The organism is Mycobacterium sp. IDUB_37, from assembly GCF_055419245.1.
Genome location: NZ_JBVAXG010000016.1, coordinates 1 through 18,107 on the forward strand (window position 1 = coordinate 1; position 18,107 = coordinate 18,107).

Sequence of the window (18,107 nt, forward strand, 5' to 3'; positions counted from 1 at the left end):
ATCACCAACTGCGCCGCGGTGGCCTGATTCTCTAACCGCGCCGCCGCACGAATCCGCGCCTTCCGATCCGCGGGAAATAATTCTTCGAACATATGTTCGATTATGCCATGGCAGGCTGACAACTCTCGGACCTGCGCAGAAGCAAAAATTGTCCAAGAGGTTCAGTGCACGCTGTGGTCACCGACCAACAGAGGGACACCAACGTGAACCGACGAATCGCCGCCCTGGCAGCTGCCGTATTGACCACGAGCACAATGGGATTGGTGGCAGTGGAGCTTTCCGCGGGCGTCGCAAACGCCGGACTCCCGTCATGGTGCCCAGGCCAGCCTTTGCCGGATCCCGGTGTCACCTGGGACATGACGCTCTGCCACAACTACGAATTTCTCCCGGGCGGTGGAGTGCAGGTGCTCGGCACCTTCTTTCCGCCCGGGTACGAACGACCCCCGGTCGACCCAAACTGGTGCGCGAACAACCCGATTCCCTGCCACGCGCCGTGAGACGCGCTAAGCGATCGCGCCCGAATCTTTGAGTTCGGCGATGCGGTCCCAGTCCATGCCGAGTTCCATGAGAACGAGTTCGGTGTGCTCGGAGGCCTGCGGCGCTCGCGTCGTCTCCAGTGGTTCGTGATTGAACTGAACCGGTCCGCGCACCACCTTGAACGGTGCCCCGCCGCTGACCACCTCGACCTCGGCGATCATGTCGTTGGCAATCGCCTGTTCGTCGCTGGTCAAGTCGATGAGGCTCTGGAACGGTGCCCACTGCCCCTTGAGCGTCTTGAGGTGTTGACGCCAATACTCAAATGGCTTGCCGGCGAAAGCTTTCGTGATCAATTCACTTGCGGCGTTGGCGTTCTGGATCAGCGGCAGCACCTCGGCGAAACGGGGGTCGTCGGCCGCCTCGGGGATACCTAGGTGCTCGAAGGTGTCGCGGATCAGCCCGGTCGGGCTGATGATGCACAGGTTGATGGTGCCACCGTCGGACGTTGCGTAGTTACCCATGAACGGATTCACTGACGGAGCCAGGGAGCCTGGCATCGGCGTGCGCATAACCTCGCCCGTTTCCATGCCCTGTGTGACGCTTGCGCCCGCCGCCCACCAGGCGGTGCTCAGCAACGACACATCGAGCTCAAGCGCTTCGCCGGTGCGTTCGCGATGCAGCAGTGCGGCCGAGATGCCGCCGGCGATGAACATGCCGCCGATGGAGTCGCCGAACGCCGGAATTCCTTGTCCCAGTGCACCACCCAGTTCTTCTGGGGTGAACGCGTAGCCCACGCCACTGCGTGTCCAGAACGCGGTGCCGTCATAGCCGCCAGTATTGCGTTCGGGGCCCTTGTCGCCGTAGGCCGAACCGCGGGCGTAGACGATGTTGGGATTGGCGGCGCGAATGTGCTCGACGTCGAACTTATTCTTCTGCCGCTGCGCCGGCATGTAATTGGTGAGGAACACATCGGAGGATTTGGCCAGTTCATAGATCACTTCCTGACCGCCGGGTGTGGAGACGTCGATTCCGACGCTGCGCTTGCCCCGGTTCGGATGTTCCATCAATGGATGCCTGTCCGGATTGACCTGTATGCCGCCCATATTGAGGAAACCCCGCTGGGTGTCGCCGCGCACCGGGTGCTCGACCTTAATGACATCCGCGCCCCAGTCGGCGAGGATCGCACCCGCGGCAGGTACGAACGTGAACTGTGCAACCTCGAGGACCCGAATGCCCTCCATGACTCTGATCATCACATCGCCTTTGCGTCGAATGTCACCGGGATAGCGGTTAGCGAACCGAACGGGTGCACCGCCGAGTGCTCGCACTCGGGCCGGAATGCTTCGGGCACTCCCGGCGCTTCCGCGCGAAACACCGGTAAGGATCGCGCAGGTCAACGGCCTGCGCGACGGCGGCCTCGATGGTGGCGTTGTGAACCCGGCTGGTCACCTAAGTGAGCCTACTGTAATTACTACAGTAGAGAAACGTCCGGGCGGTCTCCGAGGCGTCGGGGCGCGTCGGCTCACAGACGCCGGCTGGCCGCAGGGCGCGCACCGCGGCATCGCAGGCCCTCGGGCCGGTCGTCATTGATGGAAAGCCTTCCCCAACAGTCAGTTTGGCGGGCCGCTCGACCCAGTCGCGATGCGCGCGGTCCGCATTGCAGAAAGCAGTACCGATAGGTATACAGTATGTACTACACGGCCCCGCTGAGGCGGTTGCCGCCCAAGGCTGTCACACGACGAGGGGACAGGGTTCGATGAGCACCGACGGCAGTGCGGTCGCCGAGCGGCCCACCGCATCGAGCGAGCCAGTGCTCTATCGAGTCTCTGAGGCCGGGGTAGCGCTGATAACCCTCAACCGCCCGGACCGCAGGAACGCCTGGGGCGGGGCGCTGACGTCGACGTTCTTCCGTCGGCTGGAGGCAGCCGAGGCCGATAGTCACGTGCGGGTCATCGTGATCACCGGCAGTGGCCGTGCATTCTGTGTGGGTGCGGACATGGGCGACCTCGGCACGATCTCGTCGACGACGGTTGAGTCCGCCAGCGAGACCGACGTGACTTCGCTGGTGGCGGAGAAGCATCCGTACTTCTTGACGCAGCTGCGCAAGCCGGTTATCGCCGCGATCAACGGGTCGATCGCGGGCATCGGGCTGTCGCTGGCATTGATGGCCGACATCCGCTTCGCGGCCGCCGGAGCAAAGTTCACCACGTCATTCGCCCGACGGGGACTCGTCGCCGAATATGGCATCTCCTGGATCCTGCCCCGCCTGGCCGGCTGGGGCGCCGCCGCTGACCTGCTGCTCTCCGGTCGCACCTTCCTCGCCGAGGAGGCATTCGACCTTGGTCTGGTGAAGCAGGTGCTGCCCGGCGACGAGCTGTTGGACCACACGCTGGCGTACGCCGAGGACATCGCGCGGAACTGCGCGCCGAGTTCGCTGGCCGTGATGAAGCGGCAGCTGTACGCCGATGCCGGACTCCCGATCGTCGAGACGAGCAGTAGGGCCGAAGAGCTGATGCACGAATCCATGACGCGATCCGATTTCATCGAAGGCATCACTGCGTTCTTCGAGAAGCGTCCACCAAAGTTTCCACCGCTGAGAGGAGGTCCACGATGACGACGCTGGGCTACCGGGCGATTGACGTCGACAACCACTACTACGAGCCGATCGATTCGTTCACTCGTTACCTGCCAAAGGAGTTCAAGCGCCGCGGCGTGCAGATGCTGCGTGACGGCAGGCGCACCTGGGCGGTGATCGGCGAGCGGATCAATCAGTTCATCCCGAACCCCACCTTCGACCCGATCATCGAACCGGGCTGCCTGGATCTGCTGTTCCGCGGCGAGATTCCCGAGGGCGTCGATCCGGCCTCGCTGATGAAGGTCGACCGGATGGAGAACCATCCCGAGTATCAGAATCGGGAAGCCCGGGTGAAGGTCATGGACACTCAAAATCTGGAGACGGTGTTCATGTTGCCGACCTTCGCCTGCGGCGTCGAGGAGGCCCTTAAACACGACATCGACGCCACGATGGTCTCGGTGCACGCCTTCAACGAATGGCTTGACGACGACTGGGGTTTCGACCGGCCCGACCACCGGATCATCGCGGCGCCGATCATCTCGTTGGCCGACCCGGACAGGGCGGTCGAGGAAGTCGAGTTCGTGCTCGGCAGGGGCGCCAAGATGGTGTTGGTTCGTCCGGCCCCGGTGCCCGGCAAGGTCAAGCCGCGCTCGCTGGGTGACCCGTTGCACGATCCGGTCTGGGCGCGACTTGCCGAAGCCGGTGTGCCCGTTGGGTTTCACCTCAGCGACAGCGGCTACCTGGCTATCAACGCGCTGTGGGGTGGCACGGACACCTTCCAGGGATTCGGTAAGAAGGATCCGCTAGACCAGGTCCTCCTCGACGACAGGGCGATCCACGACACGATGGCATCGATGATCGTGCATCAGGTCTTCACCCGTCACCCGAAGTTGAAGGTCGCCAGCATCGAGAACGGTTCGTATTTCGTCTACCGGTTGATCAAGCGGCTCAAGAAGGCCGCCAATACCGCGCCCTACCACTTCAAAGAGGACCCGGTCGAACAGCTGCGGAACCACGTCTGGATCGCGCCCTACTACGAGGACGACGTCAAGGTGCTTGCCGCGACAATCGGCGTGGACAAGATCCTGTTCGGCTCGGACTGGCCGCACGGCGAGGGTCTCGCCGATCCGATGTCTTTCACCGCCGACATTCCGCAATTCCCCGAGTTCAGTGCCGAAGACACCCGGAAAGTCATGCGGGACAACGCACTTGAGCTGCTCGGTGCAAACGTCACCGCGTCGGCCTAGTACGACCGATGAGCCAGTGGACGATCGGAGCGGTCCTGGATGCGGTCGCCGACGCCGTGCCTGACCGGGTGATGACGATCTGCGGTACCCGCCGCAGCACTTTCGCCGAGTCCGCGGACCGCACCCGCCGACTGGCTAACTATCTGGCGGACAAGGGTTTCGGGGCACACGACGAACGGCGTACGCTCGGCAACTGGGAGTGCGGCCAGGATCGTGTGGCGCTGATCATGTACAACGACCTGTATCCCGACATGGTCATCGCCTGCCTCAAGGCGCGGGTGGTGCCGGTCAACGTCAACCACTACTACACGCCGCGGGAAGTGGCCGACTTGCTGGCCTACGTCAAGCCGCGCGCCGTCGTCTACCACCGTTCTCTGGGCGCAAAATTCGCCGACATCCTGCCCTGTGAAGGCGCCGATTGCTTGATCTCGGTCGACGACGGCAGCGACCTTCCCGAGCTCCCGGGTGCTGTCACGCTCGAAGATGCTCTGGCGCAAGGCGAATCCGATCACGCCAACACCCCGTCGCCCGATGACTTGATAATGATCTGCACGGGTGGCACGACCGGGCGGCCCAAAGGCGTGCTGTGGCGCCAAGCCGACATGTATGTGGCGTCGATGAACGGCGACGACCACAGCAGCGTCGAGGAGATCCACCTGCGTGTGCAACATGCCGGTGCGCCCTGGTATGCCGTGTCACCGCTGATGCACGCCGCGGGCATGTGGACCGCGTTCTCCGCCATTCTGTCCGGACAGACGGCGGTGCTGTACAACACCCAGCAGAAATTCGACCCGCCGGCGGTGCTCGAGATCGCCGAACGTGAGAAGGTCGGCCTGATGACGATGGTGGGCGACGCTTATGCGGCGCCACTGGCGGACGAACTCGGTAGGCGCAAGTACGACCTGTCGGCATTGTTCGCGATCGGCACCGGTGGAGCGGCCACCAACGTCAAACACCAGCAGGCGCTGCTGAAGCACCTGCCCCACATCACGGTGATCAACGGCTACGGATCCTCGGAGACGGGCAACATGGGGTTCGGGCACAGCCGGCAGGGCACGCAGTCCGAAACCTTCACCTTTCGGGCCGGTGGCCTGGTGCTGTCGGAGGATTACAGCAGGTTCCTCGACCCGGGCGAATCCGAGGTCGGCTGGGTGGCCCGGACGGGACGTATTCCGTTGGGCTACTTCGAGGATGAGGCTGCCACCGCCAAGACGTTCCCGGTGGTGGACGGGCTGCGGGTGGTCATATCCGGCGACCGGGCCGCGGTGGATGCCGACGGTACGCTGCGGCTGTTCGGCCGGGATTCGTTGGTAGTCAACACCGGTGGGGAGAAGGTGTTCGTCGAAGAGGTCGAAGAGGTGTTGCGCGCACACCCGGCAATCCGCGATGCCCTGGTGGTTGGCCGGGACAGCGAGCGATGGGGACAGGAAGTCGTGGCGCTCATCGAACCGCGCGACGGTGCCGAACCAGACACCGAAGCCTTGCGGGTGCACTGCGCGGCCGAGTTGGCCAGGTTCAAGGTGCCCAAGGCGTTTATCGTGGTAGATCGGGTGCGTCGGTTGGGTAACGGCAAGGCCGACTATCGCTGGGCCAAGAGGGAAGCTGAAACGCTAAGTAGCGCAAGGACAACCGAGTAATGCGACGAGCCATCGACTGTCTGGTCAACGTGCACTTCGGGGAGACCGAGGCGCAACCCGAGTTCATGAAGCGAGTCCGCGACGATTACTTCAAGGGCCCCAAGTCGATGTTCGACGCGGTCGACCTCTCCGAACTGCTCGACGAGATGGACGAGCACGGGGTTCAGAAGGCGATCCTGATGGACAATCTGGTCAAGCCTTCTGTCACGGCACGCAAGTTCGTCGAGGCGCGGCCGGATCGATTCGCGCTGGCTGTGGGTGGCGTCAACCTGCTGCGCCCGGTGGCGGCGCTGCGGGAATTGGCCGCGACCGTCGCAGATCTACCGGTGGCCTACACCGCGGTCGGCCCGAGCTTTTGGGCTGACGGCATGTACCCGCCCAGCGACGCCGTGTACTACCCGCTATACGCCAAGTGCGCCGAGATCGAGCTGCCACTGTGCGTCAACACCGGCCTTCCCGGGCCGCCGATTCCCGGTGAGGTGCAGAACCCGATTCACCTGGACCGGGTGTGCGTGCGATTCCCGGAATTGAAGCTGTGCATGATTCACGGCGCAGATCCCTGGTGGGACATCGCGATCCGGATGCTGATCAAGTACCGCAACCTGCGCTTGATGACGTCGGCTTGGTCGCCGAAACGTTTGCCGGAGAGCCTGATTCACTATATGCGCACCCGCGGGCCCAAGAAGGTGATCTTCGCTTCGGACTGGCCGGTGCTGCGCCAGCATCGCGTGGTACCCGAGGCCAACGCACTCGACCTGCCGGCAGATGTCCTGGACAACTACCTCTACAACAATGCCAACGAGTTCTTTTTCGGGAGTGATGATGGATCGTTATGAGCTGCGCCGAGTCGACTACAGCCTGACCGAGGACCACAAAGCTCTGCAGGCCGCGTACCGCCAGCTGCTCGAGACCCACTGCTCGATCGAGATGGTATGGGCCGCACAGGAGACGGGGTTCGACAAGAGCCTATGGGAACGGTTGTGCGCCACCGGTGCAACCTCGATGGCGGTGGGGGAGCAGTCCGGAGGCGATGGGGCGACGCTGGTCGACCTGACACTGGTCGCCGAAGAACTCGGTCGGACGCTGGCTCCGGTGCCGTGGATCGACCATGTCTGTGCGGTGCGACTGGCTGAACGGCTGGGTGCCGTCGAGGCAGGGATGATCGATGGCAGTCGCATCATCGGACTGGAGATTGCACCGGAACCTGTTAGCGGACAGCGACTTATCCCCACCGCGGCGATCGCCGACGGCCTCGTTCTGCTGGACGGCGACGAGGTGGTGTTGCTGACGTTCGCCACCAATCCGGCGCGGATCCCCAACCTCGGACAGTTGCCGATGGCCTGGGTGGATCCCGATGCGGCCGAATCGCGGACGGTGTTGGGCTCTGGCCCGGAGGCCGTCGCGGCTTACCGTCGTGCAGTCGACGAATGGCGGGTGCTGACCGCCTCGGCGTTGACCGGACTCGTCGAGCAGACCATGACTATTGCGGCCGAATTCGCCAAATCCCGATACACACTCGGTGTTCCGATTGCCACACTGCAGGCTATTTCGCATCCGTTGGCCAACATGGCGATCGCGGTTCAGGGGGGTCGCAACCTTGCCCGGCGTGCCGCGTGGTTCGTCGACAACGAGCCCGATGAGCGACCGGAACTACCCGGCTGCGCATTCGTGTTCATGGCCGAAGAGGCGCCGAAAGCGGCGACCATGGCGGTGCATATCCAGGGTGGTCTCGGTGTGTCCGTCGAGGCGGCGGCGACGGCCTATCTCGTCCGGGCACGGGGCTGGGCGCTGGCCGGAGGTGATCCGGGCATCACGGCCAGGCACGTGGGCCGCCTGGTCGCCGAACGGGAAAGCGCATAGCACAATGGATTTCACGCTCGTCGAACTCGAGGCCGACGACCAGGAATTTCTGGCCGAGGTCCGTGCATTCCTTGCTGAGCACGTCACCGACGAGGTGCGTCGGCGCGATCGCGACACCGGCGACAACTTCGACGAGGGCGTACACCTGGCGATTGGCGCCAAGGGATTTCTGCATAAGGAGTGGACGCCCGGCGCCGACGGAGGCTTCACCCGGGTCCGTCGTCGCATCTGGGAGCTGGAGAAGCGCCGCGCGCATACGCCGTGGGTTACCTGGGGCACGACGGCGATGGTGGCGCGGGCCGTCGCCGCGTTCGGCAAGCCGGAACTCGTCGAAGACGTGATGCCCAAGGTCTTCACCGGAGAAGTACGGATGTGCCTGGGCTACACCGAACCCGAAGGCGGGTCAGACATCGCGACCTGCAAGACCCGCGCGGTCCGCGACGGTGACCAATGGGTGATCAACGGCTCGAAGATGTTCACCACCGGCGCACACAATTGCCAGTACGTCTTTCTCATCACCAACACCGATCCCGATGCGCGGAAACACAAGAGCCTGACCATGTTTCTGGTTCCGCTGGATCTGCCGGGAATCGAGATCCAGGGCCTGCGGACTGTGGACGGTGACCGCACCAACATCGTGTACTACAGCGACGTGCGGGTCGACGACAAGTATCTGCTCGGCGAGGTCAACGGCGGCTGGACCGTACTGCGGGGACCGCTGGACGCCGAGCACGGCGCCGTCTCCGCGGCCCCGGACGGGTTGCAGGACGTCGCGATCATGCAGCATCAGACCGGGTTCATGTCGGCCGCGGTAGATGCGGTGGCGGCGCGGGTGGCACAACCCGATCCGAACGGGGTGCGCCCAATCGACGACGGCGCGGTGGCATATCGGTTGGGCCGCAGTGCCGCTCGCTTAGAGGCGGCGTTGTCGAGCCCGAGCATCTTCGGTCGGGTGGCGCAAGCGCAGACCATGCGTGACATCGGACCCGACCTGATGGACATCGCCGGGCCCGCCTCGGTGTTGCCGATCGAGACTGACGGCGCCGCCGACAACGGGACTTCGGAATATCTCTATCGATTCGCCCCGCTCGCCGGGATTTATGGCGGGACGCTAGAGGTCTTCCGCAACATGATCGCCCAGCACGTACTGGGGCTGGGCAAGCCGGCGTATGCACCGCCGGCGAAAACTGCCTCCTGAACGCGCCACGTAGATCTCGTTGCATCGCAGGGGTTTCAGCTCGGCCGATGCGGTGTACTCAAGCCTCATAGCAGGCGTTCGACCAAGTAGCGCGGCTATTCCATTTTCTCAGTCGGGATCGGCCGATAGGCGCCCGAACGCGTTCTCAGTTAGGGAATTTTCATGTCATCACGTAATACCGTTGTGCGATCACTTCACGACCTCGGAGCGGCGGGCTGGTTCGGCGGCTCGTTAATGGGAGCCGTCGGTGTCAACGGGGCTGCCGCTGCCGTCCGCGACTCCAAGGATCGGGCCCGTGTTGCCGCGGTCGGGTGGGGCAAGTGGGCGCCCGTCAGCGCAGTTGCCATCGGTGCGCATCTAATCGGGGGCGGCGGCGTTTTGTACGCCAACCGGCATCGTGCAAAAAACCAGTCCGGCGTCACCAGCAACACCGTGGCGAAGATCGTGCTTACGGGTGCCGCACTGGGTGCCACCGCATACAGCGGCGTTCTGGGCGCAAAAACAAGCCAGGGTGACGGGCATGCCACGGAAGGTGCGACCGAGCCGTCGGCGTCGACCCCCGACGATGTCGCGGCTGCGCAGCAGCAGCTGCGTTACCTGCAGTGGGCGCTGCCGTTGCTCACCGGTGCCCTGGTGGTTCTCGGAGCTCAACAGGGAGAACAGCAACGACCCGGGCAGATTCTTGCCGGAGTCGGTAAAACGTTGGCGCATCGGGTACGCGACTAGGCCCAACACACGGTGTCGGAATGGAGGCGCGACGTGACGTATACCGACAAGATCAAGCACGTCTTTGGAGAATTGAAAGACAAAGTAACCCCCGACGGCGTGAAAGCCGAGTCCGACGTGGCCCCCGACTCTCATGTGGCAAGTTCCCGGGCCGGCAAAGACGGTGACGACGGATCGTATGTGGGCCGCACCGGCTCTGACTTCGATGCGGAGGTCGAGCAGAGTGGTGCCGAAGCACGCAGCGAACAAAAGAGGCTTGAGAAGTAGATCTCGCGCTGCTCAGGCAATGTCGCAACCGCGACAAAATTGCGAGCCAACTATCCGGCGCTCATTGCGAGCGTCGGATAGTTTACGCAGCTCGTCAGCGATCCAAGATTCGCGCAAGAATTCTGCAAGGCGGCTTGGCCAGCATTGGTTGTGGCTCGCCTGCCGACCCGGTGAGCCTCCAGCCAAGGCCGATAAGCCGGAGGTACGCGAATGCCCACCGATGTTGTCCCCGAAGTTCAGCTGCGCGGCTTCCGTTCCCTGAGTCCCCAGGGGCGCATGCTCGGTTACTGCGCGGCACTGGCGTTCAACGCGGGATTGGTGAACGCGGTCGCACTGCTGATCTTGGCCGTACCGGTCGGCAACCTCACGGGCATAACCACCCAACTCGGCATGGACGCTGCCGATCCGTGGCGATACGAAAGCCAAGTGCTGGTTGCCATCTTGTTCGGGTTCCTGATCGGAGCGGCTGCGGCCGGTGCGTTGCTCGCATCAACGCGAGCCCCACTGGGGGTGCGCCATGCCGCGGTGCTGATGCTCCAGGCGATACTGCTGTCGCTGGCCGCGCTCGGAGTGGAAACGGACACATTCGACCAGCAAATCGCGAGTTGGGGGATCGAAGACACCGCGGTGCAAGCGTTGTTAGCCGCGGCGGCGCTCGGTTTGCAGAATGGGCTGACCTCGAGCTTCCGCGGGATGACGGTCCGCACCACCCATTTTACGGGCACTGTCACCGACCTGGGTCTCATGCTCGGCCGAATCTGCAAGCACGGCATCGACAGGTGGAAGGCCGCGATCCTCACGGTGACGCTATTGCTGTTCCTCACCGGCGCTGTGGTGGGAATTCTCGCCGGCGCCCAGTTCGGTGGATTTGCGCTGCTCATTGCGGCGGCGATCTGCGTAATGGTGGGTGGTGCCTACCTACTGCAACACCGCGGCAGGCACGATCTACCGCCCGCTGCGGCGACGGATCCTCAGCTGGTCAACACGGTCGCGGCCGCAGTGCCCGGCGCCCCATAAAGCTGAGTGAAACCCACCTTGGGCGAACCCGGCACCTGCCGGTCACCGGCTTGGCCGCGCAATTGCCGCACGATCTCATGGATTTGGCGCAGACCCGACGCGCCGATCGGCTCGCCATTGGCGATCAGGCCACCGTCGGTGTTGACCGGCATCGCGCCGCCGATCTCGGTAGCGCCGTCGGCCAACAGCTTTTCCTGGTCTCCGTCGGCGCAGAACCCGCATTCGGCCATGTGGATGATCTCCGCGCCGGCGTCGGTGTCTTGCAACTGAATGACATCGACATCGTCTGGGCCGATACCCGCTTTCTCGAACGCGGCGCGGGCCGCATAGACAGTGGGCGCGACATCCTCCTCTACCGCCGCGAAGGTGGTGTTCACCTCGTAGGCGCCGTACTTACGGGTACGCACCTCCACCGCCTTCAAGTAGACCGGCTTGTCGGTGTAGCGGTGCGCGATATCGGCCCGGCACATCACCGCTGCGGCAGCACCCTCGTCGGGAGCGCAGAACATGTACTGGGTCAGCGGATAGTTGAGCATCGCTGAGTTGAGGATGTCGTCCTCCGGTATCGGCTTGCGCCGAAAGGCATTTGGATTCAGCGCGCCATTGCGGAAGTTCTTGGCCGCGACCTTGGCCAGCGTTCGCTGGGATATGCCGTGGTCATACAGGTAGCGGTTGGCCTTCATGCCGAAGAACTGGGTGGTCAGGTACTGGCCGTTCTCGGCGTACCAGCGCGGCATCCCGACCAGCGCGGGGTCCTCGGTGAACGCGCCGCGGGGATGCTTGTCGAGTCCGATCGCGATTCCGATGTCGTAGTCTCCCAGCCGAATTCCATCGGCGCAGGCCTTTACCGCACTGGCTGCGGTAGCGCACGCGTTGAAGACGTTGGTGAACGGTAGTCCGGATAGCCCGACCATGCCCACGATCGCGTCCGGGTTGGCCACCGTCCAACTGCCGCCGGTGGCGGCCTGGATGTCGGCCCACTGCACGCCAGCGTCGGCCACCGCGGCGAAGATCGCGTCCACGCCCATCTGCATCGCGGATTTGCCTTCGAATCGGCCGAATGGATGGAGGCCCACGCCGATGATGGCCACGTCATTCATGATGCGCCTCCCGCTGTTCAGCCCGAAATACCTGTCTATAATACTGTAACCATTACCGTTGATCGTGCCGGATGGGCGTCACTGGAGCTCGAGTCCGAATCAGGGAGGGGTTGCGCCCCGTGGGCAAGTTGTATGAGTTGCCGGTCGATAATGCGGTCGGGGATCGGCGCGATGAGTTGCAGGCCATGCTCATACGACAGCGCCAGGCGTTTGTCGCCGACGGCCCTCCCGATCTGCGGGCCCGATTGCATCGAATCGACCGGTTGCTTGCGTTGGTCCTCGACAACACCGACGCATTCGTCGACGCGATGGGCGCCGACTTCGGTACCCGGTCGCGGGCCGCTTCCCTCTTTACCGAATTCGTCGGCATGATTCCGGTGATCGAGCACACCAGAAGCCATGTCGCACAATGGATGGAGACCGACACGTTGATGCGGGCGGCGCGGCTGGGCGGATTGAACGCGCAGGTGCAGCCCACGCCGCTCGGGGTGGTGGGCATCATCGGACCCTGGAACTTTCCGCTGAACCTCGTCGTGCTGCCCGCTGTGTCGGCGTTCGCGGCAGGCAACCGGGTGATGATCAAGATGTCCGAGATCACCCTCCGCACGGCCGCGGTCATGGCGGAGCTGGCACCGAGCTATTTCGACCCCGCCGAATTGGCGGTGGTGACGGGCGGACGTGACGTCGCGGCATCCTTCGCGGCGCTGCCGTTCGACCATCTGTTCTTCACCGGGTCGCCCGAAGTCGGAGCCCTGGTTCAGCGAGCGGCGGCACAGAACCTCGTTCCCGTCACCCTGGAACTCGGCGGCAAGAACCCGGTCGTGATTGCTCCGAACGCCGATATCGACACGGCGGCAACACGTGTCGCGTCGGCCCGGATGGTTAACGGCGGGCAGGTCTGCGTCTGTCCTGATTATGTGCTGGTACCCGAGGCGCAGCTGAATGCCTTTGTAGGCAGAGCCCGCCGTGAGTTTCGGCGGATGTTCTCGTCGATCGTGGACAACGCCGACTACTGCTCGTCGGTGAACGAACCGAACTTCGATCGGGTGCTAGGGCTGCTCGCGGATGCCCGGGCAAAGGGTGCCTCGGTCGAAATCATTGCGCCGCAGGGGGAAATCCTGCCGAATCGGGCAGCCCGCAAGATCGCCCCGACGATCGTGCGCGGCGTAAACAGTCACATGCGAATCGCAAGTGAAGAGATCTTCGGCCCGGTGCTGGTCGTCATGAGCTATCCGCGACTGCAGGACGCGATCGACTACATCAACGACCGACCGGCCCCCCTGGTCGCGTATTGGTACGGACCGGACGGCGACGACTTCCAGCATTTCGTGCGCAGCACGCACAGCGGCGGGGTGGCCCGCAACGACTTCGCCGCACAGATGATTCCCTCGGCGGCGCCATTCGGCGGCGTCGGTCGCAGTGGCATGGGGGCCTACCACGGTAAGGCCGGTTTCGACGCTTTCACCCACTATCGGACGGTGGTCGGCTCGGACTTGCCGTTCAGCATCACCGGGACGGCGGCGCCCCCGTTCCGAAAGTCGATGAAGCTCTACGCTTCCGCGCAGCTTTGGTTGGCCCGCAACAGAACTCATCGTCGCATCGGCAGACTGAGTCCAAAAGGAGCGAGTTCATGACCACTGCCACGGTGGTATTCGATCCGTTCTCCGAAGAATTCTTCAACAACCCTTACGAGACGTACCGAAAGATGCGTGCGGAAGCTCCGGTCTACTACAGCGAGGAGTACGACTTCTACGCACTGACCCGGCACGAAGACGTGGCGGCGGCGTTCAAGGACTACGAGACCTACTCGTCGGCGTACGGAGTGGATCTGGCCCAGGTGGCCAAAGGCGAGGTGACCAAGCACGGTTCGATCATCGCGATGGATCCACCCGTGCACCGCCGGATGCGCGGACTGCTCAACAAGGTGTTCACTCCACGCGCCATCCAGGCTTTGCGACCGATTGTGACGGAGGTGGTCGACAAGTACCTGTCGGCGGTGAATCCGGAGGGTTTCGACTTCGTCCAGGACTTCTCGGCGCTGTTTCCGGTTGACGTGATGACGACTTTGCAGGGCGTGCCCGAGCAGGATCGCCAGCAGATCCGGCTGTGGATCGACGACCTCCTGCACCGCGGGCCCGGTGAGGTCGAGATGGGCGAGGTGGGCCAGAAGTCGGCCGTCGACATGGCCATCTACTACTACCGACTGACCAAGCAACGGCGCGAGAATCTTGGCGACGACTTGCTCAGCAAGCTGATCACTGCGGAGATCGAGCGGGACAACGGTGAGATGGCGCCGTTGGACAACATCGAGATCACTGAATTCGCAACGTTGTTGGGTGGTGCCGGGGCCGAGACGGTGACCAAGCTGATCGGCAACGCCGCGGTGGTGTTCGGCCAGAACCCCGACCAATGGCAGAAACTGCTCGACGACAGGAGCAAGGTGCCGCTCGCAGTCGAGGAACTGCTGCGCTACGAGGCGCCCGCGCAGTACAACGTGCGGCGCTCGACCCGCGACATCACGCTGCATGGGTTGACCATCCCGGCAGGCAAACCGGTCTTTCTGGTCGGCGCTTCGGCGAATCGAGATTCGTTGGCGTGGAACGATCCTGATCGATTCGACATCGACCGCGATCGCACCCAGGCGCAGAACCTGGGACTCGGCTACGGCATCCACAGCTGTCTCGGCGCGGCCCTGGCACGGCTGGAGAGCACTATTGCGCTGGACCAGATGCTGGATTTCATGCCGCGCTATGAGGTCCACTGGCCCGGTTGCAAGCGGGTCAACATGCAGAACGTCGCGGGTTGGAGCAACGTGCCGGTGCGGGTGCTGCCCTAGCTCCCGGGGTCGCGGCGCCAGACCAGGGTGCTGTGTGTGGTCGTACCGTCGGCGGAAATCACGCTGGCCGACAGCGTCAACCGCTCACCCGCGACGTGTGCATGGCGAATCTGGGGCTGCAGCAATAAGTCCGGCATCGTCGATATGCGCACTTCGTGCGTCACTGTCGAGGCCGATTCGTCGACGTGGAATCGTCCTCCGTAGGAGATGAATTGGCGGCCCGGTCCAGGTGTCAACTGCGCAGACATGTGGCCATCGTCGGTGTAGAGGATCAGGCCGGCGGGGCGCTCACCAAAGGGATATCGAACTTCGCCCGCTTCATCATCGCGGGAGGCGAAAGATTCCAGGAACCAGCCACCCAGCAGCGCCGCACGCAGATCAGTCATCGTGGTTGACCCTACCGAATTAGTTACAGTAACGTCCACGACCATGAGCGCGGCATGCGCCGGAATCAAGGTGGACGGGGGCATTCCCCTCGAGTTGCGACGGGTACCCGGCGTGGCCGCCGAACTGGAACGCCGGGGCTACGACGGCTGCTGGACCGGCGAGATCAACCACGACCCCTTCCTGCCCATGCTGCTTGCGGCCGAACACACCTCGAGGATCGAACTGGGCACCAGCATCGCGGTGGCCTTCGCGCGCAATCCGATGACCGTTGCCAACGTCGCCTGGGATCTGCAGTCCTACTCGGGCGGTCGCTTCATTCTGGGGCTGGGCACCCAGGTGCAGGCACACGTCGAGAAGCGCTTCAGTATGCCGTGGAGTCGACCGGTGCCGCGGATGCGCGAGTTCATCGAGGCGCTGCGAGCGATCTGGGGCTGTTGGCGGGACGGAACCCGGTTGAGCTTCGAGGGTGACTTCTATACGCACCGACTGATGACGCCGATGTTCACCCCCGAACCCCTGTCGTCGGCAGTGCCAGAGGTTTTCGTGGCTGCGGTGGGTGAAGCGATGACCGAGATGTGTGGTGAGGTTGCCGATGGTTTGATTGCCCACGCATTCACCACCCGGCGGTACATGGACGAAGTGACCCTTCCGGCGTTGCGGCGTGGGCTCGATCGATCCGGCCGCGATCGTGGCGAAGTCGCGGTGACCTGCCCGCTGTTCGTGGTGACCGGGCGTACGGAGGCCGAGATGGCCAGTGCCGCAGCACCAATCAGGAAGCAAATCGCATTTTACGGATCAACGCCGGCATACCTGAAAGTGCTTGACTTGCACGGTTGGGCCGACCTGCATATCGAGTTGCACCGGTTGTCGCGCCGCGGCGAGTGGGACGCCATGGGCGCACTGATCGACGACGACGTGCTGGAAGCGTTTGCCGTCGTTGCGCCCGTCGACAAGGTGGCGGTCGCGCTGAAGGCGCGATGCGCGGAGGTGGTCGACCGCGTGCTGCCGGGATTCCCGGCCGGTCTCGCCTCGACTGATCTCGCGGCCATCCTGGAACAGTTGCGTTAGAGAGGTCCAGCGATGGACAAGATCAGGGCACTGCCGACAAACAGTTCCCGGGTGCCCCGGTCACCGCCCGTCAGCTTCAGCTTGCGCTTTCGCCCAGCGGTAGTCGGCCTTGCCGGACGGACTGCGCTGGATGACCGGGCGAAACACGATCGCTTTGGGCAGCTTGTAGCGGGCCAACGACTCGGCGGCGTGCGCAACCAACTCCTCGGGTTCGGCGTGTGCCCCGTCGGCGAGCGCGACGACGGCGACCACTTCCTGTCCCCAGCGCTCGCTGGGCCGCCCGGCGACCACCACGTCGAAAACCGCGGGGTGCGATGCCAGCGCGGTCTCGACCTCCTCGGCGAAGATCTTCTCGCCACCGGAATTGATCGTCACCGAGTCGCGTCCCAGTAGCTCGATGTGGCCTGCCTCGTGATGGCGGGCCCGGTCGCCGGGAACCGCGTAGCGCACGCCTTCGATGACCGGAAATGTCTTGGCTGTCTTGGCCGCATCGCCCTTGTAGCCGAGCGGAACGTAGCCGCGTTGAGCCAGCCAGCCGATGCCCTCGTGGCCCGGTGCCAGGATAGTGGCCAAGTCCTCGGCGGCCACAAAGGTGTCCGGGCCTGCGTTGAAATTGCCGGTCGAGACAGCTCCGGACATGGACATGTGGTGCATCTGGGCGCCCGTCTCCGAGCTGCCCACGCCGTCGACGACCATGCCGTTGGGTAGCGCATCGATCAAGCGCTGCTTGACATATGGGGTCAGCAGAGCGCCGCCGTTGGCGACGACGAACAAGGACGAGACAGCGGCCGGGTTCTTCTCAATCGCGGCGAGCAACGGGCGCGCGATTGCGTCACCCACGACCGTCACCACGGACACGCCCTCCCGCTCGATGGCGCGCACCACGTCGTCGGCGTCCAGATGATCGACCACCGAGGGGAAGACAACGGTCTGCCCGGTGGTCAGTGCCATCATCACCGACCATTGAGCGGCGCCGTGGATCAGCGGCGGCAATATCAACAGCTTGGTGCCCGGGCCGGCGGTCACCCGCGCCACGATCTCCTCGACGGAACTGACGAACTGGCCGGTCATCAGATCGCGACCGCCGAAGGACGTCATGAAGATGTCGTGCTGGCGCCACAGCACGCCTTTCGGCATGCCGGTCGTGCCACCGGTGTAGAGCACATACAGGTCATCGGGTGAATGCTGAACCGGTGGTGCATCGCTGGGGGCCGACACGATGCTCTCGTAATCCACTGCGCCAGGTAGCAATTCGTTGCCGGAGCCGTCGGCGATCTGGATCAGCACGCGCAGTTTCGGCAGGTCCGGCAGCACCTCCGCCACCCGCGGCGCGAACACCGCGTGATAGAGCAGCGCGGTTGCCCCGGAGTCCGCCAACAGGTACTGCAACTCGTTCTTCACGTAGCGGAAGTTGACGTTGAACGGCGCGACCCGAGCCGCGAAGCTGCCGAACAGGGCCTCAACGAACTCGTTTCCGTTGTAGGCGTACAGGCCGAGGAGATCCTGACCCACCTCGTGGCCGTCGATATCGGCGCGCTCGGTGTGGCAGCCCAATCCTTGCGAGTTCAGGAAGGCGGCCAGGCGGTTGGATCGGTCGATGATCTGCGCGTAGGTAAAGCGCTTGTCACCCTGGACGACCAGTTCGCGGTCGGGTATCGCGGCGGCGACCGCTGCCGCGACAGCGGGCACAGTGAACTCGGGCACGTTTGGTC

General features: G+C 63.9%; 17 protein-coding genes. 13 read left to right on the forward strand and 4 right to left on the reverse strand.

Annotated elements, in window-relative coordinates:
• The first annotated feature begins 203 nt into the window (after positions 1 to 203).
• Positions 204 to 497, forward strand: coding sequence for a hypothetical protein (locus ACZY1I_RS31125; RefSeq protein ID WP_463761420.1), 294 nt, complete (start codon positions 204 to 206; stop codon positions 495 to 497).
• A 6-nt stretch (positions 498 to 503) separates the two neighbouring features.
• Here the strand turns inward: ACZY1I_RS31125 and ACZY1I_RS31130 are convergent, their stop codons facing one another.
• Positions 504 to 1,718 (reverse strand): CaiB/BaiF CoA transferase family protein, encoded by a 1,215-nt coding sequence (locus tag ACZY1I_RS31130; protein ID WP_463761531.1) that lies wholly within the window; start codon positions 1,716 to 1,718, stop codon positions 504 to 506.
• A gap of 515 nt (positions 1,719 to 2,233) precedes the next feature.
• Here ACZY1I_RS31130 and ACZY1I_RS31135 point away from each other — a divergent pair.
• The 9 genes from ACZY1I_RS31135 (at position 2,234) to ACZY1I_RS31175 (ending at position 11,004) form a co-directional block, all read left to right on the forward strand.
• A complete protein-coding gene (locus ACZY1I_RS31135; RefSeq protein WP_463761421.1) occupies positions 2,234 to 3,091 on the forward strand; it encodes an enoyl-CoA hydratase in 858 nt (285 codons plus the stop codon).
• Positions 3,088 to 4,299: an amidohydrolase family protein gene (locus ACZY1I_RS31140; RefSeq protein WP_463761423.1), complete on the forward strand. Its 1,212-nt coding sequence runs from the start codon at positions 3,088 to 3,090 to the stop codon at positions 4,297 to 4,299. The genes ACZY1I_RS31135 and ACZY1I_RS31140 overlap by 4 nt, the downstream gene beginning before the upstream one ends.
• Before the next feature lie 8 nt (positions 4,300 to 4,307).
• Complete coding sequence (locus tag ACZY1I_RS31145) at positions 4,308 to 5,936, forward strand: acyl-CoA synthetase (protein WP_463761424.1); 1,629 nt, start codon at positions 4,308 to 4,310, stop codon at positions 5,934 to 5,936.
• Positions 5,936 to 6,772, forward strand: coding sequence for an amidohydrolase family protein (locus tag ACZY1I_RS31150; RefSeq protein WP_463761426.1), 837 nt, complete (start codon positions 5,936 to 5,938; stop codon positions 6,770 to 6,772). Before ACZY1I_RS31145 ends, ACZY1I_RS31150 begins: the two co-directional genes overlap by 1 nt.
• Entirely contained in the window at positions 6,759 to 7,796 is a 1,038-nt protein-coding gene (locus ACZY1I_RS31155) for an acyl-CoA dehydrogenase family protein (RefSeq protein ID WP_463761427.1), read from the forward strand. The genes ACZY1I_RS31150 and ACZY1I_RS31155 overlap by 14 nt, the downstream gene beginning before the upstream one ends.
• Positions 7,797 to 7,800: 4 nt before the next feature.
• Entirely contained in the window at positions 7,801 to 8,994 is a 1,194-nt protein-coding gene (locus tag ACZY1I_RS31160) for an acyl-CoA dehydrogenase family protein (protein WP_463761429.1), read from the forward strand.
• Between the two features lie 162 nt (positions 8,995 to 9,156).
• Entirely contained in the window at positions 9,157 to 9,720 is a 564-nt protein-coding gene (locus ACZY1I_RS31165; protein WP_463761430.1) for a hypothetical protein, read from the forward strand.
• Positions 9,721 to 9,792: 72 nt separating this feature from the next.
• Positions 9,793 to 9,987 carry a hypothetical protein gene (locus ACZY1I_RS31170; RefSeq protein ID WP_463761532.1) on the forward strand — a complete coding sequence of 65 codons (195 nt, stop codon included), beginning with the start codon at positions 9,793 to 9,795 and terminating at the stop codon, positions 9,985 to 9,987.
• A gap of 210 nt (positions 9,988 to 10,197) precedes the next feature.
• A complete protein-coding gene (locus ACZY1I_RS31175; protein ID WP_463761431.1) occupies positions 10,198 to 11,004 on the forward strand; it encodes a YoaK family protein in 807 nt (268 codons plus the stop codon).
• On the opposite strand, the gene ACZY1I_RS31180 is transcribed toward ACZY1I_RS31175, so the two are convergent.
• A complete protein-coding gene (locus ACZY1I_RS31180; protein WP_463761432.1) occupies positions 10,959 to 12,104 on the reverse strand; it encodes a thiolase family protein in 1,146 nt (381 codons plus the stop codon). The two genes, ACZY1I_RS31175 and ACZY1I_RS31180, sit on opposite strands and share 46 nt — an antisense overlap.
• A gap of 185 nt (positions 12,105 to 12,289) precedes the next feature.
• Here ACZY1I_RS31180 and ACZY1I_RS31185 point away from each other — a divergent pair, with 185 nt between their 5' ends.
• Together ACZY1I_RS31185 and ACZY1I_RS31190 are read left to right on the forward strand one after the other, a co-directional pair.
• On the forward strand, positions 12,290 to 13,738 hold the full coding sequence (locus tag ACZY1I_RS31185) for a coniferyl aldehyde dehydrogenase (protein ID WP_463761533.1): 1,449 nt from the start codon (positions 12,290 to 12,292) through the stop codon (positions 13,736 to 13,738).
• The gene (locus tag ACZY1I_RS31190; protein WP_463761434.1) at positions 13,735 to 14,940 is read left to right on the forward strand and encodes a cytochrome P450; all 1,206 of its coding nucleotides are present in this window, start codon (positions 13,735 to 13,737) and stop codon (positions 14,938 to 14,940) included. Before ACZY1I_RS31185 ends, ACZY1I_RS31190 begins: the two co-directional genes overlap by 4 nt.
• Here ACZY1I_RS31190 and ACZY1I_RS31195 read toward each other — a convergent pair.
• Positions 14,937 to 15,326 carry a lipocalin-like domain-containing protein gene (locus tag ACZY1I_RS31195; RefSeq protein ID WP_463761435.1) on the reverse strand — a complete coding sequence of 130 codons (390 nt, stop codon included), beginning with the start codon at positions 15,324 to 15,326 and terminating at the stop codon, positions 14,937 to 14,939. The two genes, ACZY1I_RS31190 and ACZY1I_RS31195, sit on opposite strands and share 4 nt — an antisense overlap.
• 43 nt (positions 15,327 to 15,369) lie before the next feature.
• Here ACZY1I_RS31195 and ACZY1I_RS31200 point away from each other — a divergent pair, with 43 nt between their 5' ends.
• The gene (locus ACZY1I_RS31200) at positions 15,370 to 16,395 is read left to right on the forward strand and encodes an LLM class F420-dependent oxidoreductase (RefSeq protein ID WP_463761436.1); all 1,026 of its coding nucleotides are present in this window, start codon (positions 15,370 to 15,372) and stop codon (positions 16,393 to 16,395) included.
• A 60-nt stretch (positions 16,396 to 16,455) separates the two neighbouring features.
• Here the strand turns inward: ACZY1I_RS31200 and ACZY1I_RS31205 are convergent, their stop codons facing one another.
• Entirely contained in the window at positions 16,456 to 18,099 is a 1,644-nt protein-coding gene (locus ACZY1I_RS31205) for an acyl-CoA synthetase (RefSeq protein ID WP_463761437.1), read from the reverse strand.
• Between the last annotated feature and the right edge of the window lie 8 nt (positions 18,100 to 18,107).

Coding starts and splice junctions, on each gene's coding strand:
- ACZY1I_RS31195 (WP_463761435.1), bottom strand. CDS start 15,326: ATGACTGATCTGCGTGCGGCGCTGCTGGGTGGCTGGTTCCTGGAATCT.
- ACZY1I_RS31160 (WP_463761429.1), top strand. CDS start 7,801: ATGGATTTCACGCTCGTCGAACTCGAGGCCGACGACCAGGAATTTCTG.
- ACZY1I_RS31185 (WP_463761533.1), top strand. CDS start 12,290: ATGCTCATACGACAGCGCCAGGCGTTTGTCGCCGACGGCCCTCCCGAT.
- ACZY1I_RS31150 (WP_463761426.1), top strand. CDS start 5,936: ATGCGACGAGCCATCGACTGTCTGGTCAACGTGCACTTCGGGGAGACC.
- ACZY1I_RS31155 (WP_463761427.1), top strand. CDS start 6,759: ATGGATCGTTATGAGCTGCGCCGAGTCGACTACAGCCTGACCGAGGAC.
- ACZY1I_RS31175 (WP_463761431.1), top strand. CDS start 10,198: ATGCCCACCGATGTTGTCCCCGAAGTTCAGCTGCGCGGCTTCCGTTCC.
- ACZY1I_RS31180 (WP_463761432.1), bottom strand. CDS start 12,104: ATGAATGACGTGGCCATCATCGGCGTGGGCCTCCATCCATTCGGCCGA.
- ACZY1I_RS31145 (WP_463761424.1), top strand. CDS start 4,308: ATGAGCCAGTGGACGATCGGAGCGGTCCTGGATGCGGTCGCCGACGCC.
- ACZY1I_RS31140 (WP_463761423.1), top strand. CDS start 3,088: ATGACGACGCTGGGCTACCGGGCGATTGACGTCGACAACCACTACTAC.
- ACZY1I_RS31200 (WP_463761436.1), top strand. CDS start 15,370: ATGAGCGCGGCATGCGCCGGAATCAAGGTGGACGGGGGCATTCCCCTC.
- ACZY1I_RS31135 (WP_463761421.1), top strand. CDS start 2,234: ATGAGCACCGACGGCAGTGCGGTCGCCGAGCGGCCCACCGCATCGAGC.
- ACZY1I_RS31190 (WP_463761434.1), top strand. CDS start 13,735: ATGACCACTGCCACGGTGGTATTCGATCCGTTCTCCGAAGAATTCTTC.
- ACZY1I_RS31165 (WP_463761430.1), top strand. CDS start 9,157: ATGTCATCACGTAATACCGTTGTGCGATCACTTCACGACCTCGGAGCG.
- ACZY1I_RS31130 (WP_463761531.1), bottom strand. CDS start 1,718: ATGGAGGGCATTCGGGTCCTCGAGGTTGCACAGTTCACGTTCGTACCT.